Annotated in this window: 16 protein-coding genes; 5 read left to right on the top strand and 11 right to left on the bottom strand. The window is 61.0% G+C overall.

Annotated elements, in window-relative coordinates:
• The 3 genes from ABID16_RS11725 to ABID16_RS11715 form a co-directional block, all read left to right on the top strand.
• On the top strand, nucleotides 1-942 hold a 942-nt coding region (locus ABID16_RS11725; RefSeq protein ID WP_354556504.1), incomplete at its 5' end, for a glutamate--cysteine ligase.
• A 119-nt stretch (nucleotides 943-1,061) separates the two neighbouring features.
• Nucleotides 1,062-1,925, top strand: a complete 864-nt coding sequence (locus tag ABID16_RS11720; protein WP_354556503.1) for a DUF937 domain-containing protein — start codon at nucleotides 1,062-1,064, stop codon at nucleotides 1,923-1,925.
• 287 nt (nucleotides 1,926-2,212) lie between these two features.
• On the top strand, nucleotides 2,213-3,163 hold the full coding sequence (locus tag ABID16_RS11715; protein ID WP_354556502.1) for a LysR substrate-binding domain-containing protein: 951 nt from the start codon (nucleotides 2,213-2,215) through the stop codon (nucleotides 3,161-3,163).
• A gap of 150 nt (nucleotides 3,164-3,313) precedes the next feature.
• Here the strand turns inward: ABID16_RS11715 and ABID16_RS11710 are convergent, their stop codons facing one another.
• Nucleotides 3,314-3,664, bottom strand: coding sequence for a hypothetical protein (locus tag ABID16_RS11710; RefSeq protein WP_354556501.1), 351 nt, complete (start codon nucleotides 3,662-3,664; stop codon nucleotides 3,314-3,316).
• A gap of 182 nt (nucleotides 3,665-3,846) precedes the next feature.
• Nucleotides 3,847-6,060 (bottom strand): catalase/peroxidase HPI, encoded by a 2,214-nt coding sequence (katG, locus tag ABID16_RS11705; protein WP_354556500.1) that lies wholly within the window; start codon nucleotides 6,058-6,060, stop codon nucleotides 3,847-3,849.
• 244 nt (nucleotides 6,061-6,304) lie between these two features.
• Between katG and ABID16_RS11700 the strand changes: the two genes are divergently transcribed.
• The gene (locus tag ABID16_RS11700; RefSeq protein WP_354556499.1) at nucleotides 6,305-7,240 is read left to right on the top strand and encodes a hydrogen peroxide-inducible genes activator; all 936 of its coding nucleotides are present in this window, start codon (nucleotides 6,305-6,307) and stop codon (nucleotides 7,238-7,240) included.
• 6 nt (nucleotides 7,241-7,246) lie between these two features.
• Here ABID16_RS11700 and ABID16_RS11695 read toward each other — a convergent pair whose 3' ends face one another.
• From ABID16_RS11695 to ABID16_RS11665, 7 genes are all read right to left on the bottom strand, one after another.
• The gene (locus ABID16_RS11695; protein WP_354556498.1) at nucleotides 7,247-7,987 is read right to left on the bottom strand and encodes an acetoacetate decarboxylase; all 741 of its coding nucleotides are present in this window, start codon (nucleotides 7,985-7,987) and stop codon (nucleotides 7,247-7,249) included.
• Between the two features lie 158 nt (nucleotides 7,988-8,145).
• On the bottom strand, nucleotides 8,146-9,033 hold the full coding sequence (locus ABID16_RS11690; protein WP_354556497.1) for a dienelactone hydrolase family protein: 888 nt from the start codon (nucleotides 9,031-9,033) through the stop codon (nucleotides 8,146-8,148).
• Between the two features lie 175 nt (nucleotides 9,034-9,208).
• Nucleotides 9,209-10,228 (bottom strand): zinc-dependent alcohol dehydrogenase, encoded by a 1,020-nt coding sequence (locus ABID16_RS11685; protein ID WP_354556496.1) that lies wholly within the window; start codon nucleotides 10,226-10,228, stop codon nucleotides 9,209-9,211.
• A 130-nt stretch (nucleotides 10,229-10,358) separates the two neighbouring features.
• A complete protein-coding gene (locus ABID16_RS11680; RefSeq protein WP_354556495.1) occupies nucleotides 10,359-10,550 on the bottom strand; it encodes a hypothetical protein in 192 nt (63 codons plus the stop codon).
• Nucleotides 10,551-10,633: 83 nt separating this feature from the next.
• A complete protein-coding gene (locus tag ABID16_RS11675) occupies nucleotides 10,634-11,416 on the bottom strand; it encodes a 3-hydroxybutyrate dehydrogenase (RefSeq protein ID WP_354556494.1) in 783 nt (260 codons plus the stop codon).
• 18 nt (nucleotides 11,417-11,434) lie between these two features.
• On the bottom strand, nucleotides 11,435-12,562 hold the full coding sequence (locus ABID16_RS11670) for a DUF3734 domain-containing protein (RefSeq protein ID WP_354556493.1): 1,128 nt from the start codon (nucleotides 12,560-12,562) through the stop codon (nucleotides 11,435-11,437).
• Nucleotides 12,563-12,653: 91 nt separating this feature from the next.
• Nucleotides 12,654-14,489 (bottom strand): AsmA family protein, encoded by a 1,836-nt coding sequence (locus ABID16_RS11665; RefSeq protein WP_354556492.1) that lies wholly within the window; start codon nucleotides 14,487-14,489, stop codon nucleotides 12,654-12,656.
• A 164-nt stretch (nucleotides 14,490-14,653) separates the two neighbouring features.
• Between ABID16_RS11665 and ABID16_RS11660 the strand changes: the two genes are divergently transcribed.
• The gene (locus ABID16_RS11660; protein ID WP_354556491.1) at nucleotides 14,654-16,606 is read left to right on the top strand and encodes an acetoacetate--CoA ligase; all 1,953 of its coding nucleotides are present in this window, start codon (nucleotides 14,654-14,656) and stop codon (nucleotides 16,604-16,606) included.
• 9 nt (nucleotides 16,607-16,615) lie between these two features.
• Here ABID16_RS11660 and ABID16_RS11655 read toward each other — a convergent pair whose 3' ends face one another.
• Together ABID16_RS11655 and ABID16_RS11650 are read right to left on the bottom strand one after the other, a co-directional pair.
• Nucleotides 16,616-18,295, bottom strand: coding sequence for an ABC transporter permease (locus ABID16_RS11655; protein ID WP_354556490.1), 1,680 nt, complete (start codon nucleotides 18,293-18,295; stop codon nucleotides 16,616-16,618).
• 129 nt (nucleotides 18,296-18,424) lie between these two features.
• Nucleotides 18,425-21,544 carry an ATP-binding protein gene (locus tag ABID16_RS11650; RefSeq protein ID WP_354556489.1) on the bottom strand — a complete coding sequence of 1,040 codons (3,120 nt, stop codon included), beginning with the start codon at nucleotides 21,542-21,544 and terminating at the stop codon, nucleotides 18,425-18,427.
• Nucleotides 21,545-21,767 lie beyond the last annotated feature (223 nt).

The following is a 21,767-nucleotide window of genomic DNA, read 5'->3' as shown; positions in this document are numbered from 1 at the left end:
TCCTTCGACGAAACGCCGAAGATGCCGAAGTCGCGCTATGCGATCATGACGCGCTACATGCCCAAGGTCGGCCGCCACGGGCTCGACATGATGTACCGCACCTGCACGATCCAGGTGAATCTCGATTTCTCCTCTGAAGAGGACATGCGCCGCAAGATGCAGGTGTCGATGAAGCTGCAGTCGCTGGCAACAGCGCTCTTTGCCGCCTCGCCGTTCACCGAAGGCAAGCCGAACGGCTATCTCTCATGGCGCGGCGAAATCTGGCGCGACACGGACAATGCCCGCTCCGGCCTCCTGCCCTTCGTCTTCAAGCCGGATTTCGGGTTCAAGGACTATGTGAAATGGGCGCTCGACGTGCCGATGTATTTCGTCGTGCGCGACGGCAAGTATCACGACTGCACGCACATCACCTTCAGCCAAGCGCTCGACGGCGCGCTGAAGGGCGAGGTTGCCGACTGGGAGCCCAATATGGGCGACTGGGCAAACCATCTCTCCACCCTATTCCCCGATGTGCGGCTGAAGCGCTTTCTCGAAATGCGCGGCGCCGATGGTGGCCCTCTCTCGCGCATTGCCGCCCTTCCCGCCTTCTGGGTCGGACTGCTCTATGACGCGCAGGCGCTTGCCGCCGCCGAGACGCTGACGCGGGACTGGACGTTCGAGGACGTGCAGGCGCTGCGGGATGCCGTGCCGACACAGGGGCTCAATGCGCCCTTCCGAGGCGGCAGGCTTTCGGATGTGGCCAGGGACGTTCTTGCCATCAGCCGGCTTGGCCTCAAGAACCGCGCGCGGCTCAATCAATCGGGCAAGGACGAGGGCATCTACCTCGATCCTCTCGACGAGATGCTGAGGAAGGGCAAGGTTCTTGCCGAGGACATGCTGGACGAGTTCCATGGCGCCTGGAAGCAAAGCGTCGAGCCGGCGTTCGAGGCCTGGCAGTATTGATGGGGCACGCTTCTGCGCCAACCCAATTCAGCAAAATTGCAAATGGGTGAGGCTTCGGGAGTTTTCCTTCACGATTTCACCGATATAGTGATCCCCACAACTGTTTGAAGGGGATTCGCATGCTGCCGCTTTTTGACTTGATGATGCAGGCTCAGAACGGGAAGGCGCTGGAAGCCTTCTCCGCCCAATTCGGGCTTGCGCAGGAGCAGATGGCGAAGGCCATGGCGGCCCTGACGCCGGCGTTCTCGACGGGCCTCAAGCGCAGCGCGGCCAACCCTTATGATTTCAGCACGCTGATGTCCTCGCTGATGAGCGGGAACTATGCGAAGTATTTCGAGGACGTGAACGCCGCCTTCTCGCCACAGGGCATTGCCGACGGCCAGAACTTCATGGGCACGATCTTCGGTCCTGCGGACGTTCAGAAGGCGATTGCAGAGCAGGCCGCGAAGGCCACTGGCGTCGGCCAGGACATGCTGCGGGCCATGATGCCGGCGATGGCAAGCGCCATGGCGGGCGGGCTGATCAAGGAAATGACCGGCCAGTATAAATCGATGACCGACCAGTGGACGGCCTCGAACCCGATGATGGGCGCGATGACGCAATGGATGGAAGCCGCCGGCTTTGCGCCGAAGCCGAAGAAGCCCGAGCCGATCGAGAATCCCTTCCTGCAAATGATGCAGATGATGATGAGCGGTGGCGCGGCAAAGCCCGCCCCGCAACAGGCCGACCCTTTCGGCACGGGGGCTTTCGTGAAAATGATGCAGGGCTTCATGACGCCGCCGAACGCGCAGCCCGATGCGCCGAAGCCCGCCGCCAAGCCGGAAGCCGTGGAAATGCCGAAGACGGTCGATCTTTCGCAATATTCCGAACTCGTCGGCTCACTCTTCGACAGCGGGCTTGAGGTGCAGAAATCCTACCAGAAGAGCATGGAGCAGATCTTCGACGGCTACCTGAAAGGTTTCAACGGCAACGAGCCGAAATAAGACTTCTGCCAAGAAAAAAGCCCGGCCGCTTTGGGAGCAGGACCGGGCCAAGAGGCAGGGTCTATTGGCGGGACCCTGCGGGGAAAACTGGAGGCAAATCGTCTCTCGAAGAGCGCGACCCAGGGACGGTTCGCTCGAAAGCCGACAGGATGAATGCACTTCTCGACCCTTTTCGTCTTGGCGAAAAGTGCTCTTTCCTTTGAATATGGTAAGGTTCGCAATTTTTTATTGATCAGTCCATCGAATGTTTTTAATGGTAACCATCAACAAGCTTGATGGAGTTGGTGATGGCTGCACCCCTTGATATCGACCAGTTGCAAACTTTCGTGGCGATCGTGGACACGGGAAGCTTCACGAAAGCCGCCGATCGCGTGTTCAAGACGCAGTCTGCCGTCTCGATGCAGATGCGCCGGCTTGAAGAGCGCCTGAGCAAGCAGCTCTTCATCAAGGATGGGCGGGGTAACAAATTGACCCCCGAGGGCGAGCGGCTGCTGATTTTCGCGCGCCGCATGCTCCGCCTCAACAACGAGGCCGTTGCCGCCTTCGACGACAATCGACTGGAAGGCAGTCTCCGCATCGGGACGCCGGATGATTATGCCGATCGCTACATGCCGGAAATCATCAGCCGGTTTGCGCGGACCAATCCGGGCGTCGAGCTGAACATCATCTGCGAATCCTCCGCAGACCTAGGCGAGAAGATGAAGCGGGGCGAGCTGGACGTAGCCCTTGTGACGCATAATCCGCGTATGCGGGTTTCGGAAGTCGTGCGGACCGAACCGCTCTGCTGGGTCGCCTCGGCGAACCATCCGCTGCCGGATAATGCGCCGGTTCCGCTGGCGCTGGGGCGCACGGATTGCCAGTGGCGGCAGGCCGCCTGTGCAGCGCTCGACAGCATCGGGCGCGATTACCATATCCTGTTTACCAGCTGGTCGTCGACTGTCGTTGCGGCGGCGGTGCTTGCGGGCATGGCCGTTTCTGTCCAGCCGGAATCGGCGTTGCGCACGGGCATGAAGGTCTTGAGCCAACAAGACGGGTTCCCGCCGCTGGCGCCTATCCAGATCGGGATCATGAAGCGACCGGGCGTGGCACCATCGCTGATGAACGCCATCACCAGCCATATCGCAGCCTGTCTCGACAACATCACGCCGGCGACCTTCGGTGCAGAGATCAACGAAGACTTCAAGGCGGCTTCGAAGCTGCCCTATCTCGTGGCGGTCAATTCCGGCTCGAGCTGGTGATGAATACCAGGTTTGGCTTCGGTTCATTGAGTGGATGCTAATTTTCGGAACAATCGCGTCTGAATCGTCCGTCGTTGACATCGCACCTGCCCAATGAAAAACGCCGGCCTCACGGCCGGCGTTCGTGTATCGCGTCTCGACTGATTGCTATCAATCGTATGTGGCGTTCTTGCCGTCGAAATAGATGTTGTCGGCCTTGCAGATGTCGATCGATGTCGGGTCGCCCTTGATCTCGGAGCCATCGGTAGCCGCCCAGGCAACGAGGAATACGATGTCGCACGCGCCATCGTAATCAAACTTCATGTTGGCGCTTTCGTTGCCATTGAGCTCGAAATTCATCCAGTTGCTGCTGAGCGAACCGTCGCTGCCCACGATATAAAATCCGTTGATGACGTAATCCGACTTGTTATGAATCTTGAATTCCATGCCGGCGGAAAGAGCCGACGAGGCAGACATTGCACATGCGAGTGCAGCGGCAGCCGCAACCTTCAGTATTTTCATGATCGATCCCCGTACAATGCGCGTCGTTGCGCGCGAAAACATGGAAGCTATGCAATAAAACCTATCTTTTGTCCTCAAATATGTTTGGGATGGTTAAGCTACGAAAGGCTTACGATCGCTTTTGGCCAGCCCACAAAGAAAAGGCGGGCAAAATGCCCGCCTCCACCTGATTAGTATCGACCTCAGAGGAGGTCGAAACGATCGGCATTCATGACCTTGTTCCAGGCGGCGACGAAGTCCTGGACGAACTTCGAGCCCGAATCCGCCTCGCCATATACTTCCGCCAGAGCGCGAAGCTGCGAGTTGGAACCGAAGACGAGGTCGGCGCGGGTCGCGGTCCACTTGATCGCTCCAGTCTTGCGGTCACGGCCGTCGAAGACATCGGCGGCTTCGGACTGCGGGAACCAGGCCGTGCTCATGTCGAGCAGGTTCACGAAGAAGTCCGTCGTGAGAGCCCCGACGCGGTCGGTGAAGACGCCGTGCTTGGTGCCACCGAAGTTGGCGCCGAGGACGCGCATGCCGCCGACGAGAACCGTCATTTCCGGCGCGGTCAGCGTCAGCAGCTGGGCCTTGTCGATCAGCAGCTCTTCCGTCGAGATCGTGAAGGCCGTCTTCTGATAGTTGCGGAAACCATCGGCCTGCGGCTCCAGGAACTGGAAGGAGTCCGCGTCCGTCTGTTCGGCAGAGGCATCCGTGCGGCCCGGCGTGAAGGGGACTTCAACGTCAAAGCCGGCGTCACGTGCCGCCTTTTCGACCGCTGCGGCGCCACCGAGCACGATAATGTCAGCGAGCGACACCTTCTTGCCACCGGCAGCGGAGCCGTTGAAGGCAACGCGGACGGCTTCAAGCTTCGACAGGACTGTTGCGAGCTTGGCAGGCTCGTTGACCGCCCAATCCTTCTGCGGAGCAAGACGGATGCGCGCGCCATTGGCACCGCCGCGCTTGTCAGAACCGCGGAAGGTCGAGGCAGACGACCAGGCGGTGTAGACGAGTTCGGAAACGGTGAGACCGCTTTCGAGGATCTTCGCCTTCAGCGCCTTGATGTCGGAAGCATCGATCAGCGGATGGTCGACGGCCGGGATCGGATCCTGCCAGATCAGGTCTTCAGCAGGCACTTCCGGACCGAGGTAGCGCGCCTTCGGGCCCATGTCACGGTGGGTCAGCTTGAACCAGGCGCGGGCAAAGGCGTCGGCAAACTGGTCCGGGTTTTCCTGGAAACGCTTGGAGATCGGGCCGTAGATGGGGTCCATGCGCATCGCCATGTCGGCGGTGGTCATGATGATGCGATGGGTCTTCTCGCCGGTTTCCGGATCGGGCGCGAAGTCTTCCGGCTTCAGATCCTTCGGCGTCCACTGATTGGCGCCAGCCGGGCTCTTCACCAGTTCCCATTCATAGCCGAAGAGAACGTCGAAATAGGCGTTGTCCCACTTGATCGGGTTCGGGGTCCAGGCGCCTTCGATGCCCGAGGTGATGGTGTCACGACCCTTGCCGCTGCCATAGGTGGAGAGCCAGCCGAGGCCGAGGGCTTCGATCGGAGCGGCTTCCGGCTCGGGGCCGACATGGGTGGCCGGGCCTGCGCCATGGGTCTTGCCGAAGGTGTGGCCGCCGGCGGTCAGAGCGACGGTTTCCTCGTCGTTCATGGCCATGCGGGCGAATGTTTCGCGAATGTCGCGGCCGGAGGCGATCGGGTCGGGATTGCCGTCCGGACCTTCCGGGTTGACGTAAATGAGACCCATCTGCACGGCGGCAAGCGGGTTTTCAAGTTCGCGATCGCCCTTGTAGCGGCTGTTGGCCTTGTCGCTGGTGGCGAGCCATTCGGTCTCGGCGCCCCAGTAGACGTCTTCTTCCGGTTCCCAGACATCGGCGCGGCCGCCGGCGAAACCAAAGGTCTTGAAGCCCATGGATTCCAGCGCGACATTGCCGGCGAGGATCATCAGGTCGGCCCAGGAGATGTTCTTGCCGTATTTCTTCTTGATCGGCCACAGAAGGCGGCGGGCCTTGTCGAGGTTGCCGTTATCCGGCCAGGAATTGAGCGGCGCGAAACGCTGCTGGCCCGTGCCTGCGCCCCCGCGGCCATCGCCCGTGCGGTAGGTGCCGGCGGAGTGCCAGGCCATGCGGATGAAGAGACCACCATAATGACCATAGTCGGCCGGCCACCAATCCTGGCTGTCCGTCATCAACGCGGTCAGGTCCGCCTTCAGCGCGGCGTAATCGACCGACTTGAAAGCCTTGGCGTAGTCGAAGTCCTTGCCGAGCGGGTCGGAGAGCGCAGAGTTCTGATGCAGAATCCGCAGGTTGAGCTGATTCGGCCACCAATCGGCATTCGAGCGCATGCTCATGTTGGTGGTGCCGTGCATGACGGGACATTTGCCCGATTTTTCGACCTTCGCGTCCATGGATATGTTCTCCGTGTTTCAAGTCTCGATGGTCATCTTGTCGTGGGGTTTTGAAACATTGATGACGTGGCGTCATCTCCGATCAGCAAGCACATCCCGCGCTCAGCGGGCAACGGCCGATCACTTTTCTCCATCCCTCAAGTGACGTGTTTTTTGCCGGTACGGGCCGGACACGTCAGCAATCTCGCATCAATTCGCTATAGTCTCCAATTGTATTTATTGAAATTTTCGATAAGAAAAACCTATGATGATTACCATCCGTCAAATGCGCTATTTCGAGGCTCTGGCAACCACCGGCCATTTCGGCAAGGCGGCCGAGATGGTCAATGTCAGCCAGCCGGCGCTGTCCGCGCAGATCGCCGACATGGAGGCAGCGCTGGGCGTCAAGCTGGTCGAGCGCTCGCGCACCGGGACCTATCTGACGGAGGAAGGCGAAGGATTGTTGCCGGAAATCCGCTCGATCCTGTCGGGCGTCGACCGTTTGCATGACCGGGCGCGGCAATCGCGCGCGACGCTGGAAGGACGGCTGCGGCTGGGTATCATTCCAACGGTCGCACCGTATCTCGTGCCGCGGCTGATTCCGATCCTGAAGGCGGACTATCCCGATCTCAATCTGGAAATGCGCGAGGCGATCACGCGGCAGTGCCTCGAAGAACTGCAGGCGGGGCGGCTCGATTGCGCGCTGATTGCGCTGCCGGCCGAGGCGAGCAATGTGGAGAGCCTGCCGCTCTTCCGCGACCATTTTCTCGTCGCCAGCGCCGACAATGAGACGGATATCCTGATGTCGCCGCTGAGCGTCGATGAGGTGGACGTGGAACGGCTTCTGCTACTCGACGAAGGCCACTGCCTGCGCGAACAGGCACTCGCCGTCTGCGGTGCGGGTTCCGGCCGTCGCGTGTCAAACTTCGGCGCGACCTCGATGACGACGCTGCTGCAAATGGTCAGTCACGGGATGGGGATCACGCTGATCCCGGAGATTGCGGTGAAGGACGAGGCGGACCGCAACCGCATGCGGGTCGTGCGCATGGCCGAGCCGCAGCCCTATCGCGAAATCGGCCTGATCTGGCGCAAGGGCAGCGCCATGCGGCGCCGGGATTTCGAGGCTTTTGGGGTTGTTTGCAACCGGGCGGCACAGGCTTTGCTGAGCGGGACATCCGACACCGTCGACCTGCCCCGCTGAGACCCTTCAATCCTTCATGTAGTCGTGAACAACCTCGCCGAGACCCAACGTCAGATCGGTGAGGATGTGGACTGCCGATTTGATTTCCAGAACCGGCAGCGCCGCGACATCGGCCAGCGCATGCGGGAAGAGAGCAAGCGCCCCCGGCCCTTCCCAGGCGCCCTTCACGGTGAGGTCTTCCAGATAGTAGCGAACGAGTTCGCAGATGCGCGGCGTGCAATCCACGTGCGGTATGATCTTGAGCATGAAATTGGGCGCGAGCAGGCTTTCGCGCACCTTGTCCACATCCAGCGCCCTATGCTTGTAGCCCATGGTCGCGGTGGCGATGCGCTGGCCGGAATAGTCGAGCGTGCCGACCAGCGTGTCTTTCACAACGGACAGGGAAGGCTCGGCGAATTTCTTCGGGAAACCCCAGATTTCGCGGCCGCCGGCAATCGGCGCGTCGTCGTTCAGGAACATCGAATGGACATAGCCACCGGCTACGCCGTTGAACTTCACCGGGATGACCTGACCGGATTCGGTGTAGTCGCCGAAGCCGGTCGAGTCCGGCATGCGGATGAACTCGTATTTAACCAGCGGCTCGTCGAAAGTCAGTGGCTCGGGCAGGACTCGGGCGAGTGCTTCGGGATCGGTACGGTAGGTGATAACGAGAAATTCGCGGTTCACGAACCGGTAGGGACCCGGTGGATAAGACGGGCTGGTAAGCGGCATGGCAAAGGCGTTTTTCTTCACATCGCTGATCTTCATCGCAAAATCCTTCGTTCAAAAATGCAGGAAACAGTCTCCCGGCCAATAAGGGCGGCAAAATGTTGCACCGCAGCACATTGCCGAGAATTAATGTGCTGCGGTGACATTTGTTTCCCGAAGGAAGATGAAGACGGTCTGCGCGACTTGCTCGCCTGATATCAGGCGAGCTTCTGCTTCAGGAAGGCGATCGTCCGGCTCCAGGCGAGATCGGCGGCCTGCTTGTTGTAGCGGGCGGCGGAGGTATCGTTGTTGAAGGCGTGATTCACGCCATCGTAGATGTAGATTTGGAAGTCCTTTCCGGAGTCGCTCAACGCCTTCTTGTAGGCCTCGATTCCGGCATTGATGCGCTCGTCGAGCCCGGCATAGTGCAGAAGAAGGGCGGCCTTGATCTTCGGTACGTCCTCGAATTTCGGCTGCTGGCCGTAATAGGCGACTGCTGCCTTCAAATCCGGCGCGTTCACTGCGGTCTGATTGGCGAGCCCACCGCCCCAGCAGAAGCCGATGACACCGACCTTGCCGGTCGTGTCGGGTGCGGTTTCAAGATATTTCACGGCGGCGACGGAATTGGCGGTCGCGTCCTCCGGCTTCAGCGCCGAGATCATTTCACGCGCCTTGTCCTCGTCGGATGGAGTGCCGCCGGCGGGCGAGAGGTAATCTGGCGCCAGCGCCTCGAAACCTTCGAGCGCGACGCGGCGGGCGATGTCCTTGATATGCGGGTTCAGGCCCCGGTTCTCGTGGACGACAATGACGGCTGGAAGCTTTCCGGTCGCGCTGGCGGGCCGCACCTTGTAGGCCTTCATCTCGCCGGTCGCGCCGGGGAAGGTCACGTCCTCTGCCTTCAGGCGGCTGTCATCGGGTGCCACGATCTCGGCCTTGGCCTGGTTGGCAGCCAGCAGCGGTGCGACAGCGGCAGCCGTTGCGGCGGAACCGGTCAAAGCGGTGAGCTTGCGCATGAAGTCGCGGCGGTCGAGCGTCAGATGCGTATATTCGTCATACGCATTGATCATGGCTTGGGTCACTTTCGGATTTTGATCGGGCTTCGTCATGACGTCGGTCTCCTCTGGATCGATGGATGGCGTCCCCACACCCCCTTTTGCCAATACGGCCATGGTGGCCCGCCGGACCTGATGCGGCAAAACACAAAATCGTGAGGCCTCACGCCTAACGAAAAAGCCGCGCAAACCGTTCCCGGCCCGCGCGGCTTTCAGGTGTTTCAGGATATCAATGCATGTCGAGAACGATGCGGCCGTCGATGCCGCCCTTTTCCATCGTCTCGAAGATGGCGTTGATGTTCTCTAGCTTGTCCCAGGAGAAGTGCGCGGCAACCTTGCCCTCGCCGGCAAATTCCAGCGACTCTTCGAGATCCTGGCGCGTACCAACGATGGAGCCGCGCACCGTGATGCGCTTCAGCACCGTGTCGAAGACGGGTAAGCTGATGAAGCCCGGCGGCAGGCCGACCAGCGCCATCGTGCCATGCGAGCGGAGCAGGTGGAAGGCCTGTTCCATGGCCTTCGGCGAAACGGCGGTGACCAGCGCACCATGAACGCCATGGGCCTGGAATTCTGCGATCGCCTTTTCATCACGGGCATCAAGGGTCACATCGGCGCCGAGCTTCTTCGCCAACGCCAGCTTTTCCGGGAAGATATCCACGGCGGCGACATGCATGCCCATGGCCTTGGCATATTGAACGGCCATGTGACCCAGCCCGCCGATGCCCGAGATGAGCACCCATTCGCCGGGTTTCACTTCGGTTTCCTTGAGGCCCTTGTAGACGGTCACACCGGCGCAAAGCACGGGTGCAGCAGGGCCGAAGTCCAGCTTGGACGGCAGGAGACCGACATAGTCCGGATCGGCAAGGCCGTATTGGGCGAAGCTGCCATTGACGGAATATCCGGTGTTTTTCTGCGACCCGCAGAGCGTTTCCCAGCCGGTGCGGCAATGCGGGCAATAGCCGCAAGCGGTGTGCAGCCACGGTACGCCGACGCGGTCGCCTTCCTTGACGCGGGTCACGCCCTTGCCGAGCGCGGCGACGAAGCCTACGCCTTCATGGCCCGGAATGAAGGGCGGGTTGGGCTTGACCGGCCAGTCGCCACGGGCGGCGTGAAGATCGGTGTGGCAGACGCCAGTGGCCTCGAACTTGACGAGGATCTGGCCCTCGCCGGGCGTTGGGACCGGCATCTCCTCGATCACAAGCGGGGATTTGAAGTCGCGAACGACTGCAGCTTTCATGGTCATCGTCATCGGGTGCTCCCTGGGGCTCGAATAGAGGCCCATAAGAGGGAACCGATGCCGGTGACGCATTGATCAATGTCAACTGTAGCGTGTCGCGCTTCGTGAATTTATCGTGACAAGCTAAAACAGGAAACTCTGGTTATTGTGGAAGCTTGTTTTCGGTATCCAGACGGAGTTCCACCCAGCCGGTCTCGATCACAATAGACCGAGGCTTTGCATCTGCCTCGGCCATCTCTCTCAGTTTATTGGCGAACTTTCGGCGATCGAGCGTCAGGTGGGTGTATTCGTAGTAGGCGTCGATCACTTCCTGGGTCACATGTTGCGATGTCATGATCTTGCTCCTCGTCTCCGTTAACTTTTGTTAACGTGATCCCGGGCAAAATTGTGACGGTCGCAGGACCATCCCAGAAATGACTATTCCATGTACCAGCCGTGGCTGGCGACGATGGATTGCCCGGTCAGCGCGTTTGTTTCGAATCCGGCGAAGAAATACGCAACTTCCGCAATGTCCTCGACGGTGGTGAATTCCGCATCGACGGTCTGCCCGAGCATGACCTTCGACACGACGTCCTCCTCCGAAATCCCCAACTCCTTCGCTTGTTCCGGAATTTGTTTTTCGACCAGCGGCGTGCGCACGAAACCGGGGCAGATGACATTTGCGCGGACGCCGAACTTGCCGCCTTCCTTGGCGACCACACGGGCCAAGCCTAGCAGGCCGTGCTTGGCGGTCACATAAGCGGATTTGAGCGGCGAAGCTTCCTTGGAATGGACGGAGCCCATGTAGATGATCGCGCCACCCTTTTGCGCCTTCATGTGGGGCATGCAGGCCTTGGTGGTCAGAAACGCACCGTCCAGATGGATGGCCAGCATCTTCTTCCAGTCGGCGAAGGCGAAATCCTCGATCTTGTTGACGATCTGGATACCGGCATTGGAGACGAGCACATCGACGCGACCCCATTTCTCGATCGTGGCGGCGACGCCAGCATTGACGGCCTCTTCACTCGTCACATCCATTTCCACGGCAAAGGCATCGCCGGGGCCGATGGCCTTGAGTTCGGCGGCTGCCTTTTCGGCGGCGTCGGCCTTCAGGTCGGCGATCACGACCTTGGCCCCCTCGGCAACATAGCGCCTGGCAATGGCATAACCGATGCCGCCTGCCGAACCAGTGACGATGCAAACCTTGTCCTTTATGTTCATGGTGATCTTCCTCTCGGATTACTTTCCGTTTGAAATTCGGCGGCGGTCGATGGTCTTGAAGCCGTCTTCGGGAATGCGCCGGTTGATCCATTGGCCGCAGGCCAGCGTCTCCTTCACATCGTCGAAGCCGGCGCGCCAATGGTCTTCCATGGTGATGCGCGAGAACTCGAAGTCCATCGTGCTCGTTTCATAGCCTCGCCTCTGATAGATGAGATGAACGACCGTGGTGCCGCCGCCGTCCTGCTCGCCGAGCAGGTACTGAACGTCCGGATCGTTCGCGAGTTCCGCGGGTACCTTCTCCAGAACCCGCTTCAGCGCCTTGCGCATCTTCTCCTGTTCGCGGGCAATCTGGGTGTTCAGACGCGTGCGGCTGGAAAAGCGAATCTCCTTCTCGCGGGCAGCCGCTTCCAGCATGTCGCGGGGCATGTGGCCGGAGGCGCTGAAGAGATCGACCTGGAAAACGCAGATGTCTTCCCTGTGGTCGCGGCGGTCCATGATCCATTGCAGCGGCGTGTTGGATACAAGGCCGCCATCCCAATAATGCTTGCCCTCGATCTCGATCGGCGGAAAGCCCGGCGGCAGTGCGCCGGAGGCTGCGATGTGCAGCGCATTGATACCGCCGCGGTTCTTGAGCTGGGCGCTGTCGAAATAGCGGAAGTTGGCGCTCTCGATCTCCACCGCACCGACACTCAGACGCGTGGGGCTGCGGTTGATGAGGTCGAAATCGACCAGGCTTTCCAGCGTCTCGATCAACGGCGAGGTGTCGTATAAGGCTATCGGCGCCCGGCCGCTCATCAGGGTGAAGAGATTGGGCAATTGCGGTTTATAGAAACCGTTGACGCCAACCGTTGCGGCCATGGAGGCAGAAAACTCGTTGAAGAAGCGGCGCAAAAGCGGCTCCTCGCCGATGGGGATGGTGCGCGGGCCAGACGTCACCAGTTCCCAGAAGCGGCGAAGGTTTTCGACGCGCTTGTCTTCCGGGCTGCCGGCAACGATGGCCGAGTTGATGGCGCCGATGGAAATGCCCGCGATCCATTCCGGGCGAATTCCGGCTTCATGCAGCGCCTCGTAGGCGCCTGCCTGATAGGCACCCAATGCGCCGCCGCCTTGAAAAACAATGATCTTTTTGTCGGAAAGCAAAGACATGAAACGCGATCACTCATAGCAATTGTCAAAAGCTGAACAATTGCTATCACCATTGTGCAGCGCACACAAATGACAATATGGTAAGTCTTTCTTATTGACCCGACATCACGGCCGAGAACGGGGAAATCAGGATGTTCGGCCACGCACCGCCGGCGAAAAAGCGGGTTGCCGGCGCATTTGAACCGGCTGCGGGGCCCAGCGTTCCCGATACCGCAAGGCTGCTGTTCTTGTAGGGAATGACCCCCGCAAGATCGAGATCACCGGACGTGCTCCTGAAGCTCGCCGTATTGAGTTCGGCAATTCCGTTGTCGATGACAGCGGCCATCTGAAAGCTGTCAAAACGCAGCGGCGTCGCAGAGGCGAGCGACAGGTCGAAAAAGCGTTTCTGCGAAGACAGTTCACGAAATACGGCGGGATCGAAGCCCGCCAGCTTGCCTGCACCGCCGCTGACCTTGATGGAACCGTTTGTCTCGGCGTGGCCTGATGGCAAAAGCGGCAGTCTCGAACGAATGTCGAGCTCCAGATTTCCCGTCGCCTGCGGCCATGGCCCGGAAAGGCCGAGCGCTGCCGGAACCGCACCCAGATCGACATTGCGCGCCTGCATCACAAGCTTGCAAAGCGGACCCTTTTCCTGATCCTCATCGACCGAAACTTCCGCCGATACGTTGCCATTCGCCACCTGCCCGGAAGCAACAGCAAAGGAGGCATGCCCGTCAACAATGCGAACCCCCGCTGCCATGTCCGTCACGCTGATCGCGCCGAACGCAGCCTTGCTGGCGGACATTCGGAGATCGACCTGAAAGTCCCGCAGGAACGACGTATCGAACCTGAGTGGCATGTCCTGCAGATTGCCAACAGCAGGAACGAAAGCCGCCAGAAACGCCCCTGCATCAAAATTGTCGAAAGCCAGCGTACCGGAAACGAATGGGGGCGCACCCCGCTTCGTCCAGCCGGCGGATGCAACGCCAGTCGCCTGATAGTTCGGCAACTGCAGCCTGAGATCCGAAAGGGTAAATTTCAAACCCTCCGAGGCCAAAGACGCCTTGAGATCGACAACCTTCAGCTTGTCGAGAACCGGATAGTTGAGCCCCACCCACTTCGCGGCAGCACCGACATCGGCGGCGGACGCATCGAGGGCCCCTGCGATGAAACTTCGTTCGCCGACATTCGCCGTGCCGGAAAAATTGGCAGTCAGATCGTCGGAGATCAGATTAAAGGACACACCAGAATTGTCGCCCGACATGAGTTTCTCGGGCTCGGCCAGCGAACCCGACAGGGTCAGCGACCGATCGGCCGCCTCGGCGCTGAGATCGAATGAAAGCGATCGTGAAAGCGTGGAGAATTCCAGCGCGCCCGCAACTTCCTGGAATTTCGCCTCGATTCCATCCTGCTGGCGGAACTGGAATGTTCCATCCACCAGCTTGATGCGGCCGAGATGCAAGTCATAAAGCGTCGAGCGTCCATTGGCTTTAGCGGGTATCGCCGATTGCCAGGGGAAGGTGCCTTCCGGGCTGCGCACGACCCGAAGAACGGGGCGTGCCAGCGTGACCGAGCTGAATTGCGGACTGCCTGTGAGCGCGGAAACCACATCAAATCGCCCCGAAATCGCCTCCGCCTGAAAGATGGTTTCGGCACTCGATGCGGCCTGCCGGACAATTTGGACATTCTCGAGCGTGATCACGGGAGACGGCCAGAAGGACACCGAGGTCTTGCCATTGACGAGGAACTCCAGGCCTGTCTGGCGCAGCACTGCCTCGTGAATCTGCTCGCGTACCATGCCGGCCGAAACGAAAAGAGACCCAAGCAGCCGCTGTCCGCCCGCAAAGACGACAATGACGATGGCCGCCAGCACCGCGATCCTCCATGTCAGGACGGCGCGCAGAGTGGACCGGACGTGCTGCAGGCGTTCAAGGGACGGTGTGGGCATACTCGGCTACTCGTTTCGTCCGCGACGTATGCGGGCGAATGCGCAGAAGGGGATAAACCCTCGGGCGTCGGAATGCAAATCGGCGCGCACGGACCTGTCGAAGTCCCCTTTATTTCCGCAATGCAACATGGTTTAAAATCGCCGCTGTTATTTGGAGGAAAGAAATGGTGACCGTACATCCGCTCTGGCAACCGTCTGCCACTGAAGTCGAAGCGAGCCCGATGACGGCTTTCATGCGCTTCTGCGAGACCCGCGCGGGTGCGCCCTTTGCGGACTATGACGGTTTTCACCAGTGGTCGATTACCGAGCGCGGCCCCTTCTGGAATGCTGTTTGGGACTATTGTGGGATCGCGGGCGAGAAGGGTGAGACTGCGCTTGTCGACAACGGCCATATGCTGGAGGCCCGCTTCTTCCCCGAAGCGAAGCTGAATTTTGCCGAAAACCTGCTGAAGGAAAAGGGTGACGGCGACGCTCTCGTCTTCCGCGGCGAGGACAAGGTGTCCTATCGCTGGACCTGGGACGAGCTGCACCAAACCGTCTCCCGTCTGCAACAGGCGATCAGCGCCATGGGCATCGGCGCGGGCGACCGCGTGGCCGCCATGATGCCGAACATGCCGGAAACCTATGCGCTGATGCTGGCCGTGACGTCGCTGGGCGCCATCTGGTCGTCCTGCTCGCCGGATTTCGGCGAACAGGGTGTGCTCGACCGCTTCGGCCAGATCGAACCGAAGCTCTTCATTGCCTGCGACGCCTACTGGTATGCCGGCAAGAAGCAGGACGTGGCCGAGAAGGTTCGCACGGTTTCCGCCAAGCTGAACGTTCCAGTTCTCGTCGTGCACTACGCAGGCGATGCCGATGCTCTTGCCGGCTCGCTATCCGATGGCCGGACTTTTGCACAGTTCATCGAACCCTATTCCGCAAAGCCGGTCGAATTCACGCGGATGCCGTTTTCGCATCCCGTCTATATTCTCTTTTCATCCGGCACGACGGGCGTTCCGAAATGTATCGTCCACTCGGCAGGCGGCACGCTGATCCAGCATCTGAAGGAACATGCTTTCCATTGCGGTCTGAAGAAGGGCGACAAGCTCTTTTATTTCACCACCTGCGGCTGGATGATGTGGAACTGGCTCGCTTCCGGGCTCGCCATCGGCGCGACGCTCTGCCTGTTCGACGGCTCGCCCTTCCATCCGGACGGCAATGCGCTCTTCGATTTTGCGCAGGACGAAAAGTTCGCGGTCTTCGGCACCTCGGCGAAATATATCGACGCCGTGCGCAAGGGCGGCTTCGTGCCGAAGAACACGCATGACCTCTCGAGCCTTCGCCTGCTCACCTCGACCGGCTCGCCGCTGTCGCCGGAAGGCTTCGACTTTGTCTACCAAGGGATCAAGCCGGACGTGCATCTGGCCTCCATCTCCGGCGGCACGGATATCGTTTCCTGCTTCGTGCTCGGCAATCCGGTGAAGGCCGTCTGGGAAGGCGAGATCCAGGGACCGGGTCTCGGCATGGCGGTTGACGTGTGGAACGACGAAGGTCAACCGGTGAAGGGCGAGAAGGGCGAACTGGTCTGCGCAAAAGCCTTCCCCTGCATGCCCGTCATGTTCTGGAATGACGAGGGCGGCGCGAAATACAAGGCCGCCTATTTCGAGCGGTTCGACAATATCTGGTGCCATGGCGACTTTGCCGAATGGACTGTGCATGGCGGCCTCGTCATCCATGGCCGCTCGGATGCGACGCTCAATCCGGGCGGGGTTCGCATCGGCACGGCGGAAATCTACAATCAGGTCGAGCAGCTTCCCGAAGTCATCGAGGCGATCTGCATCGGGCAGGACTGGGACGATGACGTCCGCGTCGTGCTCTTCGTCCGCACGGCAGAAGGCGTCGCCTTCGACGACGACCTGATCAAGAAGATCAAGACCAAGATCCGCACCGGCGCCTCACCCCGCCATGTCCCGGCCAAGGTCATCCAGGTTGCCGACATTCCGCGTACCAAGTCCGGCAAGATCGTTGAACTGGCCGTTCGAGAGGTTGTGCATGGACGCCCTGTCAAGAACAAGGAAGCACTGGCCAACCCGGAGGCGCTGGAGCTCTTTGCCGGGCTGGCTGAGCTGAAGAGCTGACCGGGGGGATTACCGCCCCTTCTCCAGCAGTCGCGATACCACGATCACCGGCACCAAGCCTGCAAGGATGATGATCACCGACGGGACGGACGCGGCGGCGACCTGCGAGCGGGAGGCATCCTCATAGACCAGCGTCGCCAGCGTGTTGAAATTGAAGGGGCGCAGCAGGATTGTCGCCGAGAGTTCCTTCGATGTCTCGATGAAGACGAGGAGCGCGGCAGTCAGTGTCGCCGGGCGCATCATCGGCATCAGCACTTCGCGCAATGCACCGCCCCGCGTGCGCCCAAGCGTGCGGGCGGCCCAGTCGAGATTGGGGGATAGCTTGTCGAAGCCGGCGGCGACATTACCCTCCGCCATCGTCAGGAAGCGCACCGCGCTGGCATAGACGATGGCAAAGCCGGTGCCGGAGAGAAGCAAGCCGGCAGAGACGCCGAAGAACGATTTCGTCAGCGTCGAAAGCGCATTGTCGAAGGCGGCAAGCGGGATCAGGACGCCTATCGCCAGAACGGTGCCCGGCACGCCATAGCCGAACGAGGCCAGGCGATTGGCCGCGCGCACCGCCCGCGTCCCGCCGTGGCGGATCGAATAGGCGAGCACGAAGCCGGCGGCAGTCGCGGCCAAAGCGGCACCGGCGGACACGATCACCGTATGCCCCAGCGCAGACAGAAGCTCCGGAGAGGCGAAGACTTCGAGGCGCTTGATCGCGTAGCCACCCATGACCCAGGCCGGGACGAAGAAGCCGACAAGCGGCGGCGCCGCGCAGAGGAGGACAGCAAGGGGGCGCATCGGGCCATTCAGCCGAATGCGGTTGACATTTTGCGCAGACGCCGGCTTGGCGCCCGCAAAGCGCTGACGGCCGCGCGCGTGACGCTCTATGAAGGCGAGCAGAATGACGATGGCCAGCATGACCAGCGCGATCTGGGCAGCGCCGGCGAGATCGTTGCGGTTCAGCCAGGTCTCATAGATCGAAAAGGTCAGCGTCTTGACACCGAGATATTCGACCGCCCCGATATCGTTCAGCGTTTCCATGATGACCAGCGTCAGTCCGACGACGATGGCGGGGCGGGCCATGGGGAGCTGCACGCGGAAGAAAGTGCGGACAGGCCCTGCCCCCAGAGTGCGCGCCACTTCCGCGGCATTGCGGCCCTGCATCAGGAACATGGTCCGCGCCGTCAGGAAGATATAGGGATAGAGCACCGAGCCGAGCACGAAGGCCGCGCCGGTGGTCGTGCGGATATCCGGCGACCAGTAGTCGCGGGCGGAGCGCAGGCCGGTGAGTGCGCGGATCGCAGACTGCAGCGGGCCGCTATAATCGAAGAACTCGCCGAAGGCATAGGCCGAGAGATAGGCGGGCATGGCAAGCGGCAGGACGAGCGCGACGGTGAGTGTCCGCCTCAACGGGAATTCGCAGGTGGATGTCAGCCAGGCGGTCGCTACCCCCGTGATCAACGTGCAGGCGCAGACCTCGATCAATAGTGCGAGAGTGGTCGCGGCGGAGCGCGGGATGACATTCGCAATCAGATGCGGCCAGGCGGCGAAACTGCCAGACAGGGCAATCCAGATGATCGCAATGATCGGAAGCAGGGCGGCAAGGGCGACCAGAATGGCGGCGGCACGCAGCAAGCGACCCTCGCCTGCCTTTGCTACATGCGCACCAACTGCCGTTCCGAGGTTGATCCCTGGCTGCATCTCGCCTTCCCTATCGTCGGCCTTCGATACCCACGGGTGGTGCCGGATGCAAGACTTGAGAGAAGCAGACAGGTTTTCGCTGGCCGTTTTCCGCAGGCAGGCCAGCCAGACGCGCCTCGTCCGGTCCGCTCAGTTCGCCAGCACGCGCTGCGACGGGAAGGCGATCTCCACCAGCGTTCCCTCGTTCGGCGTCGAACTGACGGAGAAGGTGGCGCGGTTGGCTTCCGTCATCGCCTTGGTGAGCGGCAGGCCAAGGCCGGTGCCCTCGCCGCGCTGGCGGGCTGCTCCCGATGGCGCCTGCTTGAAGGGCTTCATCGCCTGTTCGAGTTCCTCGCGCGTCATGCCGATGCCGGTGTCACGGATGCGCAGCATGACGCAGCCATTCGGTTCGTAAGAGGTCGAAACCACGATCTGGCCGCCAGACGGCGTGAACTTGATGGCATTTGCGATGATGTTGATCAGGATCTGCTTGACCGAGCGGGTATCGGCCACGACATCCGGCACGCGCTCCGAAAGTGCCGTGCGGACAATGACGCGCTGGGTGTTGGCCTGCGGCTGCAAAAGCGAGATCGCCTCCATCACCGTCGCATTGAGGCGCACGGCGGTGAAATCGAGATCCATTTCGCCGGCCTCGATCTTGGAAATGTCGAGCAGGTCGTTGACGATATCGAGCACATGCCGGCCGGAGCGGCTGATGTCGTTGGCATATTCGATGTAGCGCTGATTGCCGATCGGGCCGAAGCGCTCGTTCGACATCATTTCGGAAAAGCCGATGATGGCATTGAGCGGCGTTCGGATTTCGTGGCTCACCTTGGCGAGGAAATCGCTCTTGTGGGCATTGGCCGTTTCGGCGGCGCGCTTGGCGTTTTTCAGCTCGTCCTCTGTGCGCTTCCACTGCGTGATGTCGCGGATGACGGCGCAATAGCTGGCGGATGACGAAAGCCGGCCGAGCGTCATGAAGAGCGGCAGGCGGCCACCGGAGGCTTCACGGCCGATGACTTCGCGGCCATCGTTGAGCACGCTCGCGACGCCGTGGCCGGCAAGGCCGGCGAGATAGTCGGCCACGGCGCGCTGACTTTCATGCGCGAAAAGCATCGCAAAGGGTTTGCCGCGCACTTCAGCCTCATCATAGTTGAAGAGGGCGGAGGCAGAGCGATTCATGGAGCGGATTTCGCCCTCGCCCGAAATCACGACAACGCCATCGGTCGCGGTTTCGAGAATGGAGCGCAGCTCGCCCACTTCGGCGCGCAGGCTTGCGACTTCCGCTGCGCCCGCCGTGGCGACGTCGGCAAGCGGTTCGACCACCGGCACAACGGGTTCCTCAACCTTCACCGAGCTCGATACGGAGGGCATGGGATTGAGAGCCAAGAGGAGCGCCGCACGGCCCTCCCAGCGCACGGATTGCAGTTTCGCGGTCACCGGCACCCTGCTGCCGTCGGCCTGCACCAGGATCATGCCTGGGCCGTCCGGGTTCATGGAATCGTCGCGCTCCAGCAGACCATCAATGCCGCCGCGCGCTTCAAGGCCGCGTAGCGTCCGGTCGCCCGTCAGGCGGAAGAACTCCGGGTTGGCGTAGATCAGGCGGTCAGCCACATGCACGAGCAATGCCATGGGCAATTGCTGCGCAACCAGCGTTGTCAGCCCATCGCCCTGGGATTTGAACGCCTTGATCGATGCCAGATCATCCTTCAGGGCTTCCGCAGCCTGTTCTTCACTGTTCCGGACCAGCCGCAGAAGCGGCGGATTATCGCTGGCGAGCAAAGAGGGGCGCGTCTGAGGCTTTTCCGGCGAGGATTTTTCGGCCCGGGGTTTCGGTGCTGCCGGCTCTGCGGCTTTCTCGCCGGTTGCGTCGTCGACCCGGCCGCCGAGCTTGCGGGCAATCTCCCGAAAGGCAGCCTGTTCGTCGGAGGACAGGGTTTCGGGCAGCGCGGTTGAGCGGCGCTCCTCAAAGCGGATCACCTTGTCCGAATAGCGCCGCGACAGCGTCTCGACAAACTTCAAGGCCGGCGGCTCTTCGCGCGGCTCCGGCGGCGGGACATCCGTGGGTTCGTCCGCGGGAGATAGTTCCGATGCCGTGTCCTCGGGATTCAGGAGGTTCAGGCCGGTTTCATCGGGATCGTCGATGGCCTCGGCGACACGAACGATGCCGAAACCGCGAAAACCCTCGAACTGGTGATCGCGGGAATAGGTCGGAAGTGCTGCGAGATCGACCGGCACTTTCAGCGCTGCCCCCTCCACCGGCCAATAGACCGTTCGGCCGGACCAGGTGTTGCGCTTCGAAAGCAGGGCGGCGATGCGCCCGTCCGGGTCAAGCCGGAAACGGCGGGCGACGTCGTCAAACGATTTGCCCGCAATGTCCGCAGCCAGCGGACCGACCGCGCCTGCGAGCTCCGGCGAAATATCATGCAGAATGCCAGCCGCGTCGATGCGCCATATGAACCGGGCCGGACGGTTTTCGCGGCTGAATCCGAAGCCGGCAGGCTGCGTCTCTGCCGAGGTCTCGGTCGCAGGGGAGAGATCGGCGGGCGTGGACGGCGCGGACGACGGCACGGGATCAACTGCCGGCTCGGCTGCCGGCGGCGCTGCTTCGGCAATCTGCTCGCCGATCACGAAAAGCAGGTTCAGCGCGGGATGGGCAGACAATTGGGCAATGGCGGCCGGGTAGACAGCGTCTCCGATATGGATCGGGCGCTTCAGGACGTGACCGGGATTGCCCCGGACACCCTCCTGCAGCATGGAAATGACATGAAGCGGCAGCGCGAGTTCGCCGAAACCCGGCGTCGAAGACAGAACTTCACCGCTCTCGCCGATCACGGCGACATGGGTATCGGGATCGTCGAAGCCTTCGATCAGCCGGCGCGCGACATCGCGAGCCGCATTGGAGCGCACACCGACAGGTGCGCCGAAGAGAACCGCAATTTCGTTGCCGACCGCGATCTTCTCGACGCTCGCCTCCACCGTGATGCGCTCGAAGCCGGAGGCAACGCGCATGAGAAAGCTGCGCGGGCCGAAGGGTGCGCCGAGCTGGCCAGCGGTAGTCGTCATCTGCCTATAGGCGAGATCGCGAATATCCGGACCCTGATCGATGAAATCGTAAATCGAAGCATTGCCGAACATCCGTGCGCCGGCTCCATTGGCCCAAAGCACGCCTGACAGGTCTTCGCTGAACACAACAAGAGCCTCTCCGCGCGCAAAGCGTTCGCGAACCTTTTCGTGAACTGCGATGTCGATAAATGGATACTGGCTCATGGGTACTCACACTTTACGAACCCGGCGGACCCCCGTCGCCAAGTATTAACAGATTATTAATAACCCCGCATCCGGGCGGGGTCCACAAAAACAGCCAGGCACTCCAAGGCTATCACGCAGCAGGGTTAATTTGTGTGCGCCGCACAATCATGTTGCAATGCACAATAAACGGTGCTATATAGTCGTTCATCAACAAAGCTGGCGCCTCAAGAGAGGGCCACAC

It is taken from the genome of Limnomicrobium aquaticum (assembly GCF_040545545.1).
In the GTDB taxonomy this organism is placed as follows: domain Bacteria; phylum Pseudomonadota; class Alphaproteobacteria; order Rhizobiales; family Rhizobiaceae; genus Ensifer_A; species Ensifer_A aquaticum.
This window is presented reverse-complemented; position numbering and strand designations above follow the sequence as displayed.